Here is a 19,584-nt window from a genome sequence, read left to right on the forward strand (position 1 = left end):
AGTGGAGGTCAGAACCGACTAATGTTGAAAAATTAGCGGATGAGCTGTGGTTAGGGGTGAAATGCCAATCGAACTCGGAGCTAGCTGGTTCTCCCCGAAATGTGTTGAGGCGCAGCGGTAGTGGAAGTTTAGTCGGGGTAAAGCACTGTTTCGCCGCGGGCTGGGAGACCGGTACCAAGGCGAGGCAAACTCTGAATACGGCTAAAAAAACTACCAGTGAGACGGTGGGGGATAAGCTTCATCGTCAAGAGGGAAACAGCCCAGACCACCAGCTAAGTTCCCCAAATGATAACTAAGTGAGAAAGGAGGTGGGAGTGCATTGACAACCAGGAGGTTTGCCTAGAAGCAGCAACCCTTAAAAGAGTGCGTAATAGCTCACTGGTCAAGCGCTCCTGCGCCGAAAATGAACGGGGCTAAGTTATCTACCGAAGCTGTGGACTACATTGTAGTGGTAGGGGAGCGTTCTATAGGGGGTGAAGCAGTAGCGGCAAGCAGCTGTGGACTCTATAGAAGTGAGAATGTCGGCTTAAGTAGCGAAAATGTGGGTGAGAATCCCACACCCCGAAACCCCAAGGTTTCCTCCGCAAGGCTCGTCCGCGGAGGGTCAGTCAGGACCTAAGGCGAGGCTGAAAAGCGTAGTCGATGGACAACGGGTTAACATTCCCGTACCGATTAATGATTGTGCCGGAGAACGGAGAAGGTCAACGTCAGCTGGATGTTGGTTACCAGTGCAAGCAGTCGAGGCGATGAGAGGTGGCGAAAACACCAGGAGCTAAGACGCGAGTCCCACCTCCCACGGGAGGGAAGTGGCGTTGATCAAGCTTCCTAGAAAAGCCCGAACCACGTTAATCATTAATTGCCTGTACCCGAAACCGACACAGGTGGGGAAGTAGAGAATACTAAGGGGCGCGAGATAACTCTCTCTAAGGAACTCGGCAAAATGACCCCGTAACTTCGGGAGAAGGGGTACCCTCGCAAGAGGGTCGCAGTGAATAGGCCCAGGCGACTGTTTACCAAAAACACAGGTCTCCGCCAAGTCGTAAGACGCAGTATGGAGGCTGACGCCTGCCCAGTGCCGGAAGGTTAAGGAAGTTGGTCAGGAGTAATCTGAAGCTGACGACCGAAGCCCCGGTGAACGGCGGCCGTAACTATAACGGTCCTAAGGTAGCGAAATTCCTTGTCGGGTAAGTTCCGACCCGCACGAAAGGCGTAACGATCTGGGCACTGTCTCGGAGAGAGACTCGGCGAAATAGGATTGTCTGTGAAGATACGGACTACCTGCACCTGGACAGAAAGACCCTATGAAGCTTTACTGTAGCCTGGAATTGGCTTCGGGCTTCGCTTGCGCAGGATAGGTGGGAAGCTTTGAAACTCTCCTCGTGGGGAGGGTGGAGCTAACGGTGAGATACCACTCTGGCGAGGCTAGAATTCTAACCCTGACCCCTAATCGGGGCGGGAGACAGTTTCAGGTGGGCAGTTTGACTGGGGCGGTCGCCTCCTAAAAGGTAACGGAGGCGCGCAAAGGTTCCCTCGGTCCCGTTGGAAATGGGACGATAGAGTGCAAAAGCAGAAGGGAGCTTGACTGTGAGACCCACAAGTCGAACAGGGACGAAAGTCGGCTTTAGTGATCCGACGGCACCGCGTGGAAGGGCCGTCGCTCAACGGATAAAAGTTACTCTAGGGATAACAGGCTGATCTCCCCCAAGAGTTCACATCGACGGGGAGGTTTGGCACCTCGATGTCGGCTCATCGCAACCTGGGGCTGAAGTCGGTCCCAAGGGTTGGGCTGTTCGCCCATTAAAGCGGTACGTGAGCTGGGTTCAGAACGTCGTGAGACAGTTCGGTCCATATCCGGTGTAGGCGTAAGAGCATTGCGAGGAGCCTTCCTTAGTACGAGAGGACCGGGAAGGACGCACCGCTGGTGTACCTGTTATCGTGCCAACGGTAAACGCAGGGTAGCCATGTGCGGAGCGGATAACCGCTGAAAGCATCTAAGTGGGAAGCCCACCTCCAGATGATTGCTCTCATGGCATTAAGCCAGTAAGGTCTCGGGTAGACTACCCGTTGATAGGCTCTAGATGGAAGCTCGGTAACGAGTGCAGTCGAGGAGTACTAACCGACCGAGGGCTTGACCTGATTCTTCTTTCACCACTTTTTTCCTAGCTTTTGCAGTCTTGAGGGTTCTACCCTTCCTGGTGTCTTTAACGTGATGGCACCACTCCGATTCCATCCCGAACTCGGTTGTGAAACTTCACCGTGGCCAAGATACTTGTCGGGTTGCCGACCGGGACAATAGCTCGATGCCAGGATTATTCTTTCCTACCCCTCAATCTCACCAGATTGGGGGGTTTGGTTTTTAGGAAAAATCAGAGGATTTTAAATCTAAACCTCGCTCAAATATTGTATCTATGGCTAACATTTCTCCGTCGCTAGTCATAAATTTATGATCTTTGGTTGCTTGGATAGTTTGCCCATTTTCTAGGGTGTATTCAAAGACTTCTTGTAAACCTCGCTCGTGCCATTGAGAGATTGGTTGACTATAAACAAAACCATTTTTATCTACACTATAAACAGTGCAGTTAATTTCTTCGCTGACAATTTTAGCAATTGGTAATAATCCGTATTCCTCAGTTAAAATTAACGTCTCACCTCCTAGACAATATTCGGCAAAATTTACCATCTGTTCAAAGAGATTTTCAGCGATTCTTTTTTCCACGCCATTTTTAGCAGCACCATCGATAAACATCTCCCTTTGTTTCTGCATTTCGGAGGCTTTTTTCTTACCCATTGCCCGACGCAATAGATCCGCTTCTCCCAGGGAATAACCCGCTAAATCCTGCGCCATTTTCATAATCTGTTCTTGATAGACTAAAACTGCGTAGGTTTCCTTAAGAATTGGTTCCAATAAGGGATGATCATAACGAATGGGTTCTCTACCGTGTTTTCTGCCAATAAAGAGAGGAATTAATCCCGCATCTAAAGGTCCGGGGCGATAGAGTGCTAAGATTGAAGATATGTCCTCAATACCCGATGGTTTTAACTCTTTAACGATCTGTTTCATTCCCGATGATTCTAACTGGAAAATACCTTCTAAATCCCCTTCTTCTAGTAATTCATGGGTTTTGAGAATATCGGGAGGTAGTTTTTTATGTTCCCCTTTAGCCCGAATTTGCAGGGCTTTTCTTTCATCTAAAGGCAATTGATCGAGATCGATATATATACCCTGATTTTGTTTAACTAAATCGGCGGTTTTTTTCAAAGTGGTTAAATTTCTTAACCCTAAAAAGTCCATTTTTAACAATCCCAATGATTCTAAATCCTCCATGAAATATTGGGTAATTACCGCCCCATCATTATTTTTCTGGAGGGGAACCACTTCATCTAAAGGCTGGGAAGAAATGACGACTCCCGCGGCATGAACTCCGAAGGTTTTGTTAGTACCTTCGATACGAATTGCCATATCTAACCAATGACGCACATGGGGTTCCGTATCGTATCTTTCTTTAAATGCCGGTTCGGGAGTTTCATCGGAAATCATCACTTTTAAAGGTGTGGGTTTACCGCGAGAAACGGGAATCATTTTCGCCATTTTATCCGATTCGGCATAGGGAATATCTAACACCCGCGCCACATCTTTTAAAACAGCTTTTGATGTCATACGGTTAAAAGTAATGATTTGAGCAACATTAGCCTCCCCGTATTTTTCCGTAACGTATTGGATCATTTCATCCCGTCTCTCGATACAGAAATCCGTATCAATATCAGGCATAGATTTCCGTTCAGGATTGAGAAAACGCTCAAATAATAAACCGTGATGAACGGGATCAATATTGGTTATTTTTAAAGAATATGCTACCAAAGAACCCGCCGCCGAACCGCGTCCTGGACCGACGGGAATATCATGATCTCTAGCATATTTTATATAGTCCCAAACGACGAGAAAATAGGTAGAAAATCCCATTTTCTGTAACATTTTTAATTCGTATTCCAGCCTTTCTTTGTAAACAGGCTCAATCTCGTGACGAGAAGGACATTTTAATCTTTCTAGTAATCCTAACCAAGCAATTTCTTCTACATAACTATCAGCAGTATGTCCCGCAGGAACTGGATAGTTAGGTAGTCTTGGTTCATTAAATATGTTATAAGGTTCGACTTTTTCTGCTACTTCTAAGGTGTTATTAATCGCTTCTTCAATCACATCTTCTGGCAGATGATCACGGAAAAGTAAACGCATTTCATCAGCAGATTTTAAGTATTCTGTTCCGCTATAACGGAGGCGTTTATCTTCAGTAATTAACTTGGCAGTTTGAATACAAAGTAAGGCATCGTGTGCTTCTACATCGTAACAGGAAATAAAGTGAGAATCGTTAGTAGCAACTACTTTAATTCCTAATTCTTTAGCAATTTTAACTATTTCTACATTGACAATCCGATCTTCTTTAGAACCGTGGTCTTGAATTTCTAAATAAAAATCATCACCAAAAAGTTTTTTATACCATTTAGCAGTTTCCTTAGCCAATTTTCTGTTATTAGCTAAAATTGCTTGGGGAATCTCTCCACCCAAGCAAGCACTGGTAACTATCAATCCTTCGTGGTATTGCTGGAGTAACTCTTTATTGATACAAGGACGAGCAAAAATACCTTTACCTTGAATACCTTTCAGATTAGAAATAGTAGTTAATTTAACCAGATTTTTATAGCCTTGGGTGTTTTTGGCTAAAACAACTTGATGATATTTTCGGTGGCGAAGATTGACTTCAATATCGCCATTAACTACATACATTTCGTTGCCAATAATTGGTTTTATTCCCTTATTACGACAGGTTTTAATTAATTCGATCGCACCATACATGACTCCATGATCGGTTAAAGCGATCGCTGGTTGTCCTAATTCGATCGCTCGATCAATTAGTGCCGGTAATTGGGAAGCACCATCAAGTAAGCTATAATCACTGTGAATATGTAAACCGACAAAAGACATAATTTTTTGAGAAAAAAGTGACAAAGAAAAAGAAAAAAACCTAGAATCTACTTACTTTTAATTTTCAGCAATTACAGTCTATGTTTAGGGTTGATTGAGAATCGTATAGGGAAAAAAACCTTGTTCTAAATTAAACCATTGTTCTCGCAGTCTCCGGTTATCATTGCTGCCGACGACAGTATCAACAAATTTTTTCCATTCGGGATCGTTTTTGGGTAAAATACAGCCATAAAGTTCGGTGGTAATCGGTTGACGGGGTAGTAGCACAAATTCTCGGAGATCCTGTCCTTGTTTAACGATTTCCCCCAGTAGAAGAATTCCATCACTAACCACTGCGTTTACTTCTCCCCTTTGTAATTTTGCCACTGCCTCACTTCGATCGCTGACAGCTTGCCAATTAGCCAGAGGATAGATATAACGAATAATACTATCGGTGGTGGTGTGGGGAATGTAGGCGATCGCAACCGCCGCTAAAGTGTTATTAATATCTATTTTATCAACATTTTCCCTTTTAGTTAGAAATTGCGCTCCTGTCATAAAATAGGGAGTAGAAAAATTAACCTTTTCTAGTCTTTCTTCCGTAATTGTTGCCGCATTACAGGATAAATCTACTTGTCCCTGTTCCACTTGCTGAAAACGATTATTAGTCGTCGCTTCTATAAAGGTTATTGTAATCGGTTTACCTAATTCTTGTGCTAATCGACGTTGGACTAAGCGCATTAATTCCACTCCGTAACCTGTCCATTGTCCCGTTTTCTCATCGATATAACTAAAGGGAGTAGCGTCTTTTCTGGCTGCCGCTTTTAATTCTCCCGTGCGAGCAATTCTTTGTAAAACTGTTTCTGCTAAGACTGATAAATGTAGATTATTTATCAGTAAAAGACCTAGAAAAATCAACCAAAAGTTTTTAGACATATCAAGAAAGCAAGAAGGAGATAGGGAGAAAAAGCCAACCACCGACGTGCGATTAGCAAATGCTGCTATATTTTAACTAGAGCTTGCTGAATAAATCTAAAAACCTTGTTGGATAAGACTTTTAGACCTTTTTAAAATCCAAAAGTGCCTCGTCTGGGAGTGATCAGGGGGAAAATTCCGGGACTTTTTCCCTGAAAATTAGGTAATTGAGCAGATGAAAATCGGTAAAACCCTACACCCCACACCCTAGACCCCACACCCTACCCCCACCGAAAAACTTTTTGCCGCAAACCCTAACTACGATCCTCAAATAATCCACTCAAACGTTCTACTTCTGTTTGTGCTGTGTACATAGGAGTTCCGGCCAGAATTCCGGTAACATTGCGGAAAGGTTGACCAATGTGCATACCTTGATGATCGATCGAAAACTCACGAATATCCTTATCGTGCATAGAACCGCGCATTTTTAAAACAGTGATACCCCGGCGCATTTCTCCATACATTTCCACATAACGCAGCAGAATAATTGAATCAGTAATTGTAGAAATATGTGCTTCTGTAATCGAGGAACCTCCTAATAAAGTGGGAGTGGTGGAAGTAAATAATCCTCCCACCTCTTTTTGCTTAATAAAAGAAGTCAAGCCGATAATAAATTCCCGAAATCCTTTCAGATTAGAAACCCTTTCTAAAGCAGATAAACTATCTACTGCCACTCGATTAGGTTGAAACTCCTCGATAATTTCCTTCATCATAATTAAATGATTTTCTAAACCCGTAGTTTCGGGATAACGGCAGACTACCTTTAATTTACCTTCCTTTTCCATGCGGTCATAATCCACCCCCCAACCGGTAGCATTTCTAAATAACTGTTCGCGACTTTCCTCGAAGGCAAAAATTAAACATCTTTCCCCATTGGTTACTCCCCCAGCCATAAATTCTGTCACCATCAGGGTTTTTCCTGTTCCTGTGGCTCCCGAAACCAAAATAACCGAATCGCGGAAGAAACCACCCCCACACATTCTATCGAGTTCGAGGCTGCCGGAAGTAATACGAATATTAGAGGATTTTTGTTCTAATTCAATAGCTGATAAAGGAATAATCACGGCCCCTTTATTGGGAATAATTGTAAAAGGAAATTCTCCTTTTTGGTGATCGGTTCCGCGATATTTTAAAATTTCGATCGTCCTTCTTCTTTTCTCATCGGTTAAAACGTTGCGTAAAATCACCACATTATCGGCCACAAACTCCTCCACCCCATAACGACTGATTTCGCCGTATTCTTGGGTTCTTTCTGCGGTCATAATCGCTGTTACTTCCAATTCTCGCAAAGCGGTTGCTAGACGAAAAAGATCACTTCTCACTTGAGCGCTGTCACTCAAATGGCTAAAAATTGCGCCTAAAGAATCCATAGACACCCGTTTGGCTTTATTTTTGCGGATAGCAAACTCAATGCGAGCGATTAATGCGCCTAGGTCGTATTCTCCTGTCACCATCGGCTTTTCTTCTGGTTGGGGGGAAGCATCGACAAAGGCCCATTGGCGATTCTCCTCCCACTGCCGGATATTCCAACCAAAACCACCCATATTTTTTCTGAGTGCGTGGGGTGGCTCCTCAAAGGTGACAAAAACGCCATTTTCTCCATTTTTGATGCCTTCTGCGAGAAATTGACAGGCAAAGACCGTTTTAGCACTTCCTGCCGTCCCCGCTATCAAAGTTGCTCTTCCTTTCGGCAATCCCCCTTCCGAAAGAAAATCAAAGCCGGGGATTCCTGTTTCTAACTTCTCAATCAACTCTAGGGGATTATTTTGCGTCATTCTAAGTTCTCTATGAAAACGAGCCAATGTTTATTGTACCTATTTCAGTGACCAGCGATACCAGAAATTCATCCCTAGTTTGACAGTTTGAGCATTGGTAATAAAATTTCCAAGACATAGTTTAAATGCCGGACAGCTTCACCCAAGAATAAATGGAAACTAGATAAGCAGGTAAATCTCGGCTACAATTAACCAAAACAGCAATAAACTAATAGTCAGAATCAAAGTAAGTTTTGTATTTAGTTGATTAATACTATTCTTGACAACTTTGAGAGAGTTTAAGGTATAATCATACTTATTTGCTCTACTATGGAACATACAACTGATAATAGTCAAAATCAGCAAGAAAGCGACAATCAACAAGAAAAAACAGCAACAGGGAAGAAACCCGTGCTGAAGATTGATCCTAAGAGAACTATACCCTACATACAGGAAGGAATCAAACCGAAAAATAGATAAATTCTGTTTATTTCAGGGTTCCTTGAGATGCGCCATTATTTGACGCATCTCAAGGAAAAATCAAGTAAATTTCTCTAACTATAAAGGAACTTGAGTAATCCAATCTTGATACTTTGGTTCCTGATTAAGAACGATAGAACTTAACTTTTCTTTTAACTGATAAGTAATCGGTTTAGCTGCAGGTAAAGAAAAAGTTTCAATCTTTTTAATCGGAGTAATTTTCGCCGCAGTGCCACTTAAAAACACCTCATCAGCGATAAATAACTCCGTCTTATCTACGGGTCTTTCAATAACCGGAATACCCAAATCCCGCGCAATAGTTAAAACACTATCTCTAGTAATACCCTCTAGGATATCTTGGTCAAAACTAGGAGTAATTAGCTGACCATTTCTGATGATAAAAATATTCATTCCCGTCGCTTCACAGACTTTACCCTGAGAATTCATTAAAATTGCCTCATCAAACCCCGATTCTACCGCTTCCGTTTTTGCTAAAGCAGAAGTGATATAAGCGGCGCTAATTTTACCTCGCAACGGGAAACTTCTATCCTCTTGACGATACCAAGAACTAATCCGACAGTTAACCCCATCGGCTGCTAAATAATCATCCATTTCTAGACCATAGACTAGAAAATCCTTCTCGATACCATGCAATCGCGGAGCAATTCCCAACCCTGAACTATAGACAAGGGGACGAATATAAAAAGGTCGATGACACTGATTCTTTTTCACAAAATCGATAATTATTTCATAGATTTTATCAGCAGAAATCTCGTAATTAAGAAACTTAGCACTTTGACTTAAACGCTGACAATGACGTTCTAATCTAAATAATAATATCTGTCCCGGATTGTTAGGGTCGGGAGTACCTCGTAAACCCCCAAAAGCGGCAGTTCCGTAGTGTAGTGCGTGGGTAGCAACGGATAATTTGGCCTCAGTAAAAGGGATAAATTTATTCTCAAAATAGGCGAGAGGAAGGAAAGGAATTTCGGCGGTAATAGACATTTTTTTGTTGATTTAACCAAGAACTAAACGGGATTTACCCATGCAGAAAAATTTTGTTTCTGGCTATTAGAAGGATTTTCTACCCTGATAATTTCATAGCGAATCGTCTGCGGGGTGGCCAGTGGAACAGCAAGGGTTCGCAATTCATCGAGATGAAAGACTGTTATCTGAATAATATCACCTGCGCGGTAGTCTTTTAATCTTTCGTTTAAGTGTTCCGCCGTCACCCGCAATCCATCGATAGCCAATAATTCATCATCAGCATTAATTCCCGCTTTTTGGCAAGGAGAACCCATCTCGACAAATTTAATTATTTCTTTACCAGCTTCACTCTGTACCCGCATTCCCAGATAAGGTATCGTCTCCCCATTGCCAACACCCCGCAGATAGAGTCCAAAAGGTTCAAGATATTCATTAAAGGGTAATTCTGCCAAACCGTCGATATAACGCTGGTAGAAGTCGCTTAAATCCACTCCCGCAGCCGATTCGAGAATTGCCTGCAACTCCCCATCGGTATAACCAATCTCCTCTTTACCGAAATGTTGCCACATCGAGCGTAAAACATCATCGAGGGAACGACGGTTATCGGTGTGGGTGCGAATTAGTAAATCGAGAAGCAGCGACAATAATTCCCCCTTGAGATAGTAGGAAATTTGACTATTATCGCTATTGCTATCCCGTCGGTAGAGTTTTATCCAAGCATCGAAACTCGATTCGCCTAGCGGTTGGACAAGACGACCGGGTATATTGAGATAACGAGTAATTTCTTTGCTTAAAAGCTCTAAAAAAGTCTTACTATCGTATATTCCCGCCCGTAGAGGGATTATCATATCGTAATAACTGGTGGTTCCTTCGGCAAACCAGAGGGAAGAAGTATAATTTTCTGCATCATAATCGAAGCTTTCTAAAGCTTTTGGGCGAATACGCTTGATATTCCAGAGATGAAAGAACTCATGGGCGACTAATTGCAGAAAACGATTATATTTATCCTTATCTCGTAATCCCAAACGCGCATAGTTAAGGGTACAGGAATTTTTATGTTCTAGTCCCCCGTAACCAGCCGCCGAAAGATGTAGCAAAAAGAGATAATTATCATAGGGGAGTCCACCGAACATAGCCGACTCGGTTTGAATAATTTTAGTCGTATCAGCGATAATTTGACTAGGATTGGCGTTTCCCCGTCCCCAGATAGCTAATTGATGGGGTTTTCCCTCGACGACAAAATCGTATAACTGATGAATCCCCACTTCCACAGGACTGTCCACCAGGGTATCAAAATCGGGAACGTGAAAGGTGTTTTTCTGTCCGGGTAAAGATTGTAAGGCAGTGGTAACGCGCCAATCGCCATGGGGGGGGATAATTGTCAGGGTGAGGGGATGTTTTTGATAATCGGGGATATAGAAAAATAAAGCAGCCCCGTTGAAGTAACCGTGAGTATCATCAAGATGGTTGGTTCTGACGGTTAAATCGTGGGCAAAAACGCGATATTTGACCGTTATTTCGGAACTGTCACCATTGTCAATCTGCCAGTGATTTTTAGCAACTTTGCGACTGTTAAGGTTAATAGCTTGAAAATCTTGAACTAAACGGGAGTATTCCCGCACTAGATAGGAACCGGGAGTCCAAACCGGCATTTTTAGGTTTAAAATCGGAGCTTGCCAACCGGTAATCTGTAGAGTGACTTCAAAGAGGTGCGAAGTCGGTTCCGACATAGCCACTTGATAGCTGAGACTTAAACGAGTTGAGGAGATGGTAGCGGGGGAAATAAGACTGGTCATCGGCATTAAACGGCTTTTAAGTTATTATAGCGGCAAGCTTTCGGCCAATTTACCCGGTTTCGCCGCCAAAAATCCGATGGTTTTCCAAGATTTGACCGAGCAGTTTGGGAAAGAAAACCCCCGCAAATCCTGCGAGGGTTGTCGTGCCGATTCAGCGTCTTTCTGCCGGGGGTGCAGGAGGAGCCACATCGGGGGGAGAAGTTACCTCTAGGGGAACCGAACGAGTTTCGGGAGCCGCCACATTGACGGGAACGGTAATCGGTTCGGCTGCTGCGGGGGCCGTATTTTGAGGACGAGGAGCGGCGGCGCTGGTAGGAGCGACTCTAGTACGCCGACGACTAGAACGGCGTTGGCCCGGTTCGCTAGTATTAGAACGAACGATAGTTTGCACACGACTTACCCGAACCCGTCGCCGTCTGCGGATAGGTCTTTCGGTGGGGGAACCCTCATCGCTGCTGGCTAAACGATTGTTAGTAGTTTGGGTAAAGTAGGTACGTCGGGGTTTAATGGGTTCCGCTTTTAATGTCACCGGACGTTTGCCTAAATTCGGTTCTGGGAAACCTTGATAGGGAATATCCTTAATTGCTTCTAACATAAATTGTCGCCACATCCAAGCGGACATGGTACTGGCTCCATTGGTGGGTTTATTATTGTCATTACCGAGCCAAATTCCCGTGACTAATTGGGGAATATAACCGACAAACCAAAGGTCGCGAGCTTTATCAGAAGTACCAGTTTTTCCTGCCACCGGACGACCAATTTGTGCTGGGGTTCCCGTTCCCGAATTAACCACATTCTGTAGCATCCAAGTCATCGTCGCTGCCGTGTTTTTATTCAGAGCAGTTTTTGGTTTAAAATTGGCTTGATAAATTACTTTACCATTGCGATCTAGTACCTGATTAATACCGTAAACTGGTTGATGCACACCATTATTAGCAAAAGTCCCGTAGGCGCTGGTCAATTCTAAAAGATTGACTTCCGAAGCACCCAAAGCCAAAGAATAAGTGGGTAAAAGTTTCGACTGGATCCCCATATCTTGAGCTAATTTAATCACCGGATTCCAACCGACGGCCACTAACACCTGAACTGCCACCACATTCAGGGAAGAAGTCAAAGCATCGCGCATGGACACCGCGCGGCCGCTATACCTATCACCGTAGTTTTCCGGTTTATAACCATCCACTACATACTGAGCATCTTTATAACTAGAATAGGGGGATTTCCCCGCCGCAATCGCCGCCGCATAGACAAAAGGTTTAAAAGTAGATCCTGGCTGACGTTTTGCCTGTGTCACCCGATTGAATTGATTCTTATCGTGGTCAATTCCTCCGACCATAGCCTTAATTTGCCCATTTTTGGGGTCAATTGCCACTAAAGCCGCCTGTTGGAAGTTCTGCCACTGGCCATAACGAGAAACCGCTCTTTCTACCACTTCCTCTGCTTCGCTTTGCCAACGAGGATTAAGGGTAGTTTTTACCACCAATCCCCCCGCTTCTAGGGTTTTAGCGGGAACCAGTTGCGGCAGTTCTTTTTCCACATAATCGGTAAAATAGGCCGCTTGCCGTTGCAGACGTTTTAGGGGACTGGTTTTAATGCCTAGGGGAGATGCGATCGCTTGTTCGGCTTGAGCAGCAGTAATAAATCCCACCTCGGCCATAGTTTTGAGGACGATATTACGCCGTTCTAGGGCAGATTTAGGGTTTTCGAGGGGAGAATAGAGACTAGGAGCGGGAACAATGCCGGCAAGGGTGGCAGCTTCGGCTAGGGTTAATTTATCGACGGGTTTACTGAAATATAACCAAGCGGCATCGGCAAGACCGTAGGCCCCGGAACCGAGATAAACTAGGTGAAAATAACGCTCTAAAATCTGGTCTTTTGTATAGTTATCTTCTATTTTCTGAGCGATACGCATTTCGCGTAATTTGCGATCAAAACTCCTTTCTTGGGATAAAAAGACAATCCGGGCCAATTGTTGGGTGATGGTGCTGCCTCCTTCCACTACTCCCCCGGCTCTCAGGTTAGAAAAGAGAGCGCGAGCAATACCCTGACCATCCACTCCCCCGTGTTCGCGAAAACGACGGTCTTCACTAGCGATAAAGGCCTCCTGTACCAGTGGGGGAACTTGAGCAATTTTCACGGTTTCGTAGGTGCTAGGGCCATTTTGCTTGAGGATTTCCCCATTAGCGGCTTCAATTGTCAAGGTGCCAGGACGAGCATAGGTTTGTATATCAGCGATATTTTGCGGTAAAGAGCTTTCAAGGCGATAAATGCCCCAACCTACCCCCAAAAGTCCCCCTGTCACCCCTAATCCTACTCCCAAGTACAAGCCAAAGCGGGGATGTTGTCGCCATTGCGGTAAGGGGGAATTGTCGATCAGGGTGGTAAATTTGTTCTTTAAGGGTTTTAATGTCTCTAGAGCCTTGCTACTGGTTCGGGAGACTAAATTAACCTTTTTCTCTTCGGAAGCGGCTTCTACTGGCTTTTCCCCAGCAACTGGCGCAGATTTGGAGTCGATAGGATCGACTTTAGGGGGTTGCTTGGAATTTCCTAATTTATTAGCAAGATTATGAAAAAATTGACTAAGTTTTTGTTTGTATTTCATGTTAGTTGAGCGGGTGAGGGTGAGTAATCAGTGAACAGTAATCAGTAATCAGTGAACTGAAAACTCAAATCTGATCACTGCTCACTGATAACTGATAACTGAAAAAGCTGACTCTTTAAAGATCGCTAAATTGTCGCCACCATTGCTGGAGAGGGTAATAGAGGAGGGGAGTCCAGAGACTACTAAGCAGAGCAGAAGTGAGGCCAATGCGTTGATAATCGAACCAAAGATCAGCGAGATTTTTGCCTCCTTGTAGATAGTATTGAAAAGCGATCGCACCATCAGCGATTAAAGTCATCACAAAGACAATTAAGACCACGGCGATCAATTCTTCTTTAACATAACGTTGTCGGTGTAAACGGGAAGTGAGGAAACCGATCAGACCAAAAACCATGATATGGGAAGGATAATTAGAGGTTAAACTATCTTGAATAGTGCCGATCGCTAATCCGGCCACCACACTATCGAGACAAGAGCGATTGAGACTCCAACTAACCAACCAAATCAGTAACCAATTGGGAGCGATGCCTAAAATCTCCATTCCGGGTAGCCGCATTAAGGAAAGAAAGGTACAGAGAAGCAACGAAGCGATAGTGACTAAAATATTCAGTATAAAACGAGAACGGGCTGATAAACGGCTTAATTTCAGCATAATTACCCTTCTCACTGCTGGGGTTGCGGGTGAACGAACACCCATTCGAGATTGTCCACGGTGGCGGTAAATTCAATTTTGGCGGTGGGGGCGGGATTTTCCTGTAAATTAAGGGAAATTATACGACCGATGGGCAACCCCGGCGAAAAAAGACTACTAAAAGCCGAAGTTGTCACCACATCTCCCGGTTTGACATCGGGAGCTTTTTCAAAAAAGCGCAGGGTGGCGACTTGGGAATTCTGACCTTGAATTAAACCCATGGCCCGACTACGATTCACCGTTGCTCCGATGCGACTTTGGGAATTACTGACCAATAGAACTTTGCTGGTGTGGGGGGTAACTTCCGTAATCCGTCCCACTAAACCACCAATTCCCGTCACCGAAGCACCCACTGGCACACCATCGGTGCTACCCCGACCGATAATCACCTGTTGCCACCAATCATCGGCGCTGCGGCCAATAATTGGAGCAGAAATCAGGGGTTTTTTCTGGGTTTGATAATAACCAAGCTGTTTTTTTAATTGTTGATTTTGATATTCGACTTCACTTAAACGATTTTGTAATTCTCGCACCCGTTGATCGGCCAGAAGTTGCTCTTGCAGATTAGTTTCCTCTCCCTGAAAAGGACGAGTTAATAAACCATACAATTCTAAAATCGCCCCACTTTGATAGGTGCGAATGTACCAAGCTCCCCCCAAAGCGGCAGCGAGCAGCAAAAGTCGCCATCTCTGCTGTGTCCATTTTCGTCGTGCTGAATACATGAGCGATTTTAAACCTCTTGACTGTGTAGAGTGAGAATCCGTGTCTTTTGCCGCTAACCGATCCTAGTGACCTTTAGACATTGCGAGTTGTTTCATTAACGATCCGCTCAAAGAGTTTCTGATTTTTTAACACTTCTCCCGTGCCTTTGACCACACAGCGCAGGGGATCTTCAGCGACATGGGTAACGATACCGGTTTCGTGACTGACTAGGCGATCGAGTCCCCGTAATAAAGCACCTCCTCCCGCTAACATGATGCCGCGATCGATAATATCGGCAGCTAATTCGGGGGGAGTTTTTTCTAGGGTACGTTTGATCGCATCAACGATCACGGAAAGTGGCTCATCCATACTTTCCCGTACTTCTTCCGCTTTGATGGTCACGGTGCGGGGTAAACCGGACATGAGATGCAATCCCCGCACTTCCAGAGGAGGAAATTCATCTCCGGGGGAGGGATAAGCCGAACCAAGGCGAATTTTAATATCTTCGGCTGTACGTTCCCCGATAATCAGGTTATGGACTTTTTTTAGATAGGCGATAATTGAGTCCGTCAGTTCATCCCCAGCGACGCGCACCGATTCGCTGATCACGGTCCCATCAAGACTGAGAATCGCCACTTCTGTCGTGCCACCACCGATATCGATGATCATATTTCCCGTCGCTTCCGAGACGGGTAAACCGGCACCCAAGGCCGCCGCAACGGGTTCATCAATTAACCCCACTTCTCGGGAGCCGGCATTTTTGGCCGCATCCACCACCGCGCGTCTTTCTACTCCAGTAATCCCACTGGGAACACCGATTACCATGCGGGGATTGCCAATCGTGCCATCGAGCGCTCGTTTGATGAATTCCGCTAACATGATCTCGCAACTGTAAAAATCGGCGATTACCCCATCGCGCAGGGGTCGCAGAGCGGTGACATGGCCCGGAGTGCGACCGAGCATTTTTTTGGCCTCCTCCCCGACAGCGACTGGGTTACGATCTTGATCGATCGCTACTACCGATGGTTCCTCTAAAACGATACCTTTCCCTGATACATAGACGAGGGTGTTTGCTGTACCCAAGTCTATACCTATGTCCCTTGATAAACCTAGTCCTCTAAAAAAACCCACTTGTTTTCACTCCTGTTCTGATCAATAAAACGTTGCTATAACTAGACTTTCGATCGAATCGACTTGGATTTTATTAGGTTTTGTTTCTCAAGTCTAGTTAATTATCGCTTCTTTCTCTCCAGATTTACCCAGGTCTTTGGCCTAATTTTCTCCCTAGTCACCGGTCAAGGCTAAGGTTTCAGGCTAAAATGAACATACTATTGTACTAAATTGAGGATTTAAGACCATGAGTGTAAATCTGGTTCATTTGGTGGGACGAGCGGGGAGAGACCCAGAAACCAAGTATTTCGAGTCGGGTAAGGTTTTATGTACTTTAACTTTAGCGGTTAATCGTCGCTCGAAAAATAGCGATCAGCCAGATTGGTTCGATCTGGAAATTTGGGGTAAAACGGCGGAAGTGGCCGCTAATTATGTGAAAAAAGGCGGTTTAATCGGGATTAAGGGTTCTTTAAAAATGGATACCTGGAATGATAAAAACACGGGATTAGCTCGTTCTAAACCGGTGATTCTCGTCGATCAATTAGATTTACTTGGTTCTAAACGCGATAGTGAGGCTAATTCCGAGCGAGAATTTTAAAGCTTAAGCGGCATTATTTCTGGATTTTGGGTGTGTTAGCCTCTAGTACACACCCTTATTTATTCTCAAATTGACTAAAAAAATATTGCTGTAAATCTGGTAAAATTTCTCTATAAATAGCTGTATTTATCTCTATATCCGAGCCAAGAATAGAATTAAAAGGGATAATTTCTACCAAGGAATTACTATAGGCGATCGCCTGTAAAGTCCCGACAAATTCCGGGGTCCAGAGATTTTCTTGCAGGGAAATATTTTGTTTTTTTAACCAGCCGATCAAAGCCGAGCGCCCGATTCCGGGTAAAATATCAGCAGTCAGCAGGGGACTGTACCAGCAATTATCTTTCCATCCCCATAAATTGCCCGTGCTAGTTTCTAACCAATTCCCCAATCGATCGACTAATATCGCCTCTTTTGCTCCTTTTTTTTGAGCAGTTTGTGACGCTAACCAAGGAGTTAAATAATTACCAGTTTTATGCTCTCCTAAAACGCGTTGCCAAGCGGGATTATCCACTACCCACCCAATAATTCCCCGCTCTTGTCTAAGGTTTAAATCTTCGGGTAAAAATCTGCCTTTAATCCACTCCCTACCATCGGGAAAAATTGTGATTCTCAGGACAGGATAGAATCGGGATAATTTTTCGGCTCCTTGGCGAATTCGCTGCCAATCGGGATCAGACCATTGGAAAACTTGTAAACTAGAGTGCAGACGTTTGATATGTTCTTGCCAATGGGTCAGGGGATGATCTAAGCTTTGTTGATAGATACGCAGGGTAGTAAAGAGTGTGGCTCCATAAAGCAGCCCAATATCATCAATACCCAGACTTATTCGCTCATCCTCGATTAATTCGCCATTATACCAATACATAATCAGTTATCAGTTATCAGTTATCAGTTATCAGATTTGAGTTTTAAGGATCTTCTAGAGTAGTTATGATATTTTAGCAGAAAATAATGGTTCTTCGTTACTTGGTATGGTTCGATCAGGGGGCAGAAATCGGCTAAATCCTTATCTGGCAAGGGACTTAATTGATTAGCTCGTTCTAGATTGAAAACAATTGGCAAAAATCGCAGCCATGTCTTTCTATATAAGGGTTTCACCCCTTATAACTCCCGTCCATTGCATAACACAAACCGAAGAACCAAAATAATCAAAGCTTTTTGCTTGGTTGGATTCTAGGCTATTTAAGGGATTAGGCTCATTGAAACTACTAATTTGCTATAACCAGTCTAGGAGAGCCTTACTGATTACTGTTTACTGATTACTGTTTACTGTTTACTGATAACTGACCTAGCTTATGAACCGTCAAAAATTTACTTGGGGATATTCTAGTTATAAATTGCGTCAGAGAGAAAATTTTAAAGAATTTCTGTGTTTACTGGGATTATTAATAGCGGCCTTAATTATCTATCTAGTGGGATTAGGTAATTTACCCTTGCGGGATTGGGATGAGGCAACAATCGCTCAGGTAGCCAAGGAAATTAGCCAAACCCCCCTGGAACAATTGCGCTGGTTATTTCCTAGTCTTTGGGGTGATCCCTACCTGAATAAACCGCCGTTGATTCACAGTTTAATTGGTCTAACCTACCATTTTTGGGGCATCAATGAGGCCAATACTAGACTAATTCCCGCTTTTTTTACAGCTTTATCGGTGCCGCTTCTCTATCTTCTCGGTCGAGAAATTTTTCCCGCTCGTTTGCCAGCTTTACTGTCGGCCTTGATCTATTTAACTCTTTTGCCGGTGGTGCGCCATGGCCGTTTAGCCATGTTGGATGGAGCGGTATTGTGTTTTGAAATGCTGATGTTTGTTGGTTTACTGCGCTCACGACGCGATTTACGCTGGTCTGTGGGGGCGGGGTTAGGATTTGCCCTCCTTTGTCTGACTAAGGGTATTATGGGGCTATTATTGGCGGGTATCGGCTTTATTTTTCTGCTCTGGGATACCCCCCGGTTATTAACGTCTGCCTATTTTTGGTCGGGTTGGTTATTGGGAGCAACTCCCGCTTTTGCCTGGTACACCGCCCAATTTTGGCACTACGAGCGGGAGTTTCTCGATTCCCTTTTTGTTCAACAGTTAAAGCGAGTTAGTGACGATCTGGACAATCATCGCGGACCGTTTTGGTATTATCTGCTAGAAATTATTAAATATAGTTGGCCCTGGTTAATTTTCTCGGTTTGGGGTTTACGTTTAGCTCGTCAGGAATATCTCTACAGTTGGGCGAAGTTACTGTTAGTTTGGACGGGTGTTTATCTGTTGGTGGTTTCGGTAATGGCGACTAAATTGCCTTGGTATATTCTGCCGATCTATCCGGCCTTGGCTTTAGCGGCCGGTTATGCCTTGGCGCAGATGGTTAATCTTCCCATCGATCGCACCTATAATCCAATCTGGTCAATTATTCTGGGTATTATCGGCGTTGTGACGGGTTTATTAGCTTTAATAGCCTATTTCCCTGGTAATTTTGCCGCTATCGAACCTATCCATCCCTTAATTATTTTAACCTTATTGTCACTTTCCCTGACCATGGTGACAACGGCGATTTTGTTAGCTCGGCGCTCGGAACAATTCAGCGTGGTTTTACTCTGGGGAATGTTTGTTTCTTTGTTTATTTTTGTCAATTCTCCCCTGTGGATCTGGGAATTAAATGAGAATTTCCCCGTCAAACCGGTGGCGAGTTTAGTACAGAAATATGTGCCAGCCGATCACCCTGTTTATATTGCTTTTGCCTACGAGCGCCCCTCGTTAAATTTTTATAGTAGTCGTCGGGTTTTTCCCCTGGCTACTGAAGAATTAATCAATCATTGGCAAAGTCACAAGCAACCTTACCTAATTATCGATCGTCAAACCAAAGAAGCTACTGATTTAGAAGGATTAAAGGCGCTCGGAGCCACGAATTCCGGTTGGTTTTTGGTGACGAAGCAGTAGTGGGGTTA

13 protein-coding genes and 2 rRNA genes (1 of these 15 only partly in view) are annotated in these 19,584 nt (G+C 44.2%); 5 read left to right on the top strand and 10 right to left on the bottom strand.

The annotated features are described in order from the left end of the window. Positions 1-2,136, top strand: a 23S ribosomal RNA gene (locus ACQY1Y_RS06840); it begins 744 nt to the left of the window's first position. A 55-nt stretch (positions 2,137-2,191) separates the two neighbouring features. Beyond that, a 5S ribosomal RNA gene (rrf, locus tag ACQY1Y_RS06845) occupies positions 2,192-2,309 on the top strand. A 47-nt stretch (positions 2,310-2,356) separates the two neighbouring features. On the opposite strand, the gene ACQY1Y_RS06850 is transcribed toward rrf, so the two are convergent. From ACQY1Y_RS06850 to kaiC, 3 genes are all read right to left on the bottom strand, one after another. Then, positions 2,357-4,981 carry a DNA polymerase III subunit alpha gene (locus ACQY1Y_RS06850; RefSeq protein WP_430014240.1) on the bottom strand — a complete coding sequence of 875 codons (2,625 nt, stop codon included), beginning with the start codon at positions 4,979-4,981 and terminating at the stop codon, positions 2,357-2,359. A gap of 84 nt (positions 4,982-5,065) precedes the next feature. Beyond that, positions 5,066-5,896, bottom strand: a complete 831-nt coding sequence (locus ACQY1Y_RS06855) for an amino acid ABC transporter substrate-binding protein (protein WP_430014241.1) — start codon at positions 5,894-5,896, stop codon at positions 5,066-5,068. Between the two features lie 293 nt (positions 5,897-6,189). Then, on the bottom strand, positions 6,190-7,710 hold the full coding sequence (gene kaiC / locus ACQY1Y_RS06860; RefSeq protein ID WP_002744832.1) for a circadian clock protein KaiC: 1,521 nt from the start codon (positions 7,708-7,710) through the stop codon (positions 6,190-6,192). A gap of 309 nt (positions 7,711-8,019) precedes the next feature. Here kaiC and ACQY1Y_RS06865 point away from each other — a divergent pair, with 309 nt between their 5' ends. Further along, positions 8,020-8,169, top strand: coding sequence for a hypothetical protein (locus tag ACQY1Y_RS06865; protein ID WP_430014242.1), 150 nt, complete (start codon positions 8,020-8,022; stop codon positions 8,167-8,169). A gap of 78 nt (positions 8,170-8,247) precedes the next feature. Here the strand turns inward: ACQY1Y_RS06865 and ACQY1Y_RS06870 are convergent, their stop codons facing one another. From ACQY1Y_RS06870 to ACQY1Y_RS06895, 6 genes are all read right to left on the bottom strand, one after another. Next, entirely contained in the window at positions 8,248-9,174 is a 927-nt protein-coding gene (locus ACQY1Y_RS06870; RefSeq protein WP_409878550.1) for a branched-chain amino acid transaminase, read from the bottom strand. A 23-nt stretch (positions 9,175-9,197) separates the two neighbouring features. Then, positions 9,198-10,958, bottom strand: a complete 1,761-nt coding sequence (locus ACQY1Y_RS06875; RefSeq protein ID WP_430014243.1) for a M61 family metallopeptidase — start codon at positions 10,956-10,958, stop codon at positions 9,198-9,200. 145 nt (positions 10,959-11,103) lie between these two features. Further along, complete coding sequence (locus tag ACQY1Y_RS06880) at positions 11,104-13,554, bottom strand: transglycosylase domain-containing protein (RefSeq protein WP_430014244.1); 2,451 nt, start codon at positions 13,552-13,554, stop codon at positions 11,104-11,106. Between the two features lie 115 nt (positions 13,555-13,669). Next, positions 13,670-14,251 carry a rod shape-determining protein MreD gene (gene mreD, locus ACQY1Y_RS06885; protein ID WP_430014245.1) on the bottom strand — a complete coding sequence of 194 codons (582 nt, stop codon included), beginning with the start codon at positions 14,249-14,251 and terminating at the stop codon, positions 13,670-13,672. Beyond that, positions 14,218-14,967: a rod shape-determining protein MreC gene (gene mreC, locus ACQY1Y_RS06890; protein ID WP_288125589.1), complete on the bottom strand. Its 750-nt coding sequence runs from the start codon at positions 14,965-14,967 to the stop codon at positions 14,218-14,220. Before mreC ends, mreD begins: the two co-directional genes overlap by 34 nt. A 73-nt stretch (positions 14,968-15,040) precedes the next feature. Next, positions 15,041-16,078, bottom strand: a complete 1,038-nt coding sequence (locus ACQY1Y_RS06895) for a rod shape-determining protein (RefSeq protein ID WP_043999767.1) — start codon at positions 16,076-16,078, stop codon at positions 15,041-15,043. Positions 16,079-16,304: 226 nt separating this feature from the next. Between ACQY1Y_RS06895 and ACQY1Y_RS06900 the strand changes: the two genes are divergently transcribed. Then, positions 16,305-16,655 carry a single-stranded DNA-binding protein gene (locus ACQY1Y_RS06900; protein WP_002731888.1) on the top strand — a complete coding sequence of 117 codons (351 nt, stop codon included), beginning with the start codon at positions 16,305-16,307 and terminating at the stop codon, positions 16,653-16,655. A gap of 55 nt (positions 16,656-16,710) precedes the next feature. Here the strand turns inward: ACQY1Y_RS06900 and ACQY1Y_RS06905 are convergent, their stop codons facing one another. Continuing rightward, complete coding sequence (locus tag ACQY1Y_RS06905) at positions 16,711-17,520, bottom strand: aminotransferase class IV (RefSeq protein WP_430014246.1); 810 nt, start codon at positions 17,518-17,520, stop codon at positions 16,711-16,713. A gap of 430 nt (positions 17,521-17,950) precedes the next feature. On the opposite strand from ACQY1Y_RS06905, the gene ACQY1Y_RS06910 reads away from it, so the two are divergent. Beyond that, positions 17,951-19,576, top strand: coding sequence for an ArnT family glycosyltransferase (locus tag ACQY1Y_RS06910; RefSeq protein ID WP_430014247.1), 1,626 nt, complete (start codon positions 17,951-17,953; stop codon positions 19,574-19,576). Positions 19,577-19,584: the final 8 nt, after the last annotated feature.

Source organism: Microcystis ichthyoblabe FBCC-A1114, from assembly GCF_050500245.1.
Taxonomy (GTDB): domain Bacteria; phylum Cyanobacteriota; class Cyanobacteriia; order Cyanobacteriales; family Microcystaceae; genus Microcystis; species Microcystis ichthyoblabe_A.

What these genes read in the sequence shown, in the direction of transcription:
- ACQY1Y_RS06850 (WP_430014240.1), bottom strand. Translation starts at nt 4,981, where the DNA reads ATGTCTTTTGTCGGTTTACATATTCACAGTGATTATAGCTTACTTGAT.
- ACQY1Y_RS06855 (WP_430014241.1), bottom strand. Translation starts at nt 5,896, where the DNA reads ATGTCTAAAAACTTTTGGTTGATTTTTCTAGGTCTTTTACTGATAAAT.
- kaiC (WP_002744832.1), bottom strand. Translation starts at nt 7,710, where the DNA reads ATGACGCAAAATAATCCCCTAGAGTTGATTGAGAAGTTAGAAACAGGA.
- ACQY1Y_RS06865 (WP_430014242.1), top strand. Translation starts at nt 8,020, where the DNA reads ATGGAACATACAACTGATAATAGTCAAAATCAGCAAGAAAGCGACAAT.
- ACQY1Y_RS06870 (WP_409878550.1), bottom strand. Translation starts at nt 9,174, where the DNA reads ATGTCTATTACCGCCGAAATTCCTTTCCTTCCTCTCGCCTATTTTGAG.
- ACQY1Y_RS06875 (WP_430014243.1), bottom strand. Translation starts at nt 10,958, where the DNA reads ATGCCGATGACCAGTCTTATTTCCCCCGCTACCATCTCCTCAACTCGT.
- ACQY1Y_RS06880 (WP_430014244.1), bottom strand. Translation starts at nt 13,554, where the DNA reads ATGAAATACAAACAAAAACTTAGTCAATTTTTTCATAATCTTGCTAAT.
- mreD (WP_430014245.1), bottom strand. Translation starts at nt 14,251, where the DNA reads ATGGGTGTTCGTTCACCCGCAACCCCAGCAGTGAGAAGGGTAATTATG.
- mreC (WP_288125589.1), bottom strand. Translation starts at nt 14,967, where the DNA reads ATGTATTCAGCACGACGAAAATGGACACAGCAGAGATGGCGACTTTTG.
- ACQY1Y_RS06900 (WP_002731888.1), top strand. Translation starts at nt 16,305, where the DNA reads ATGAGTGTAAATCTGGTTCATTTGGTGGGACGAGCGGGGAGAGACCCA.
- ACQY1Y_RS06905 (WP_430014246.1), bottom strand. Translation starts at nt 17,520, where the DNA reads ATGTATTGGTATAATGGCGAATTAATCGAGGATGAGCGAATAAGTCTG.
- ACQY1Y_RS06910 (WP_430014247.1), top strand. Translation starts at nt 17,951, where the DNA reads ATGAACCGTCAAAAATTTACTTGGGGATATTCTAGTTATAAATTGCGT.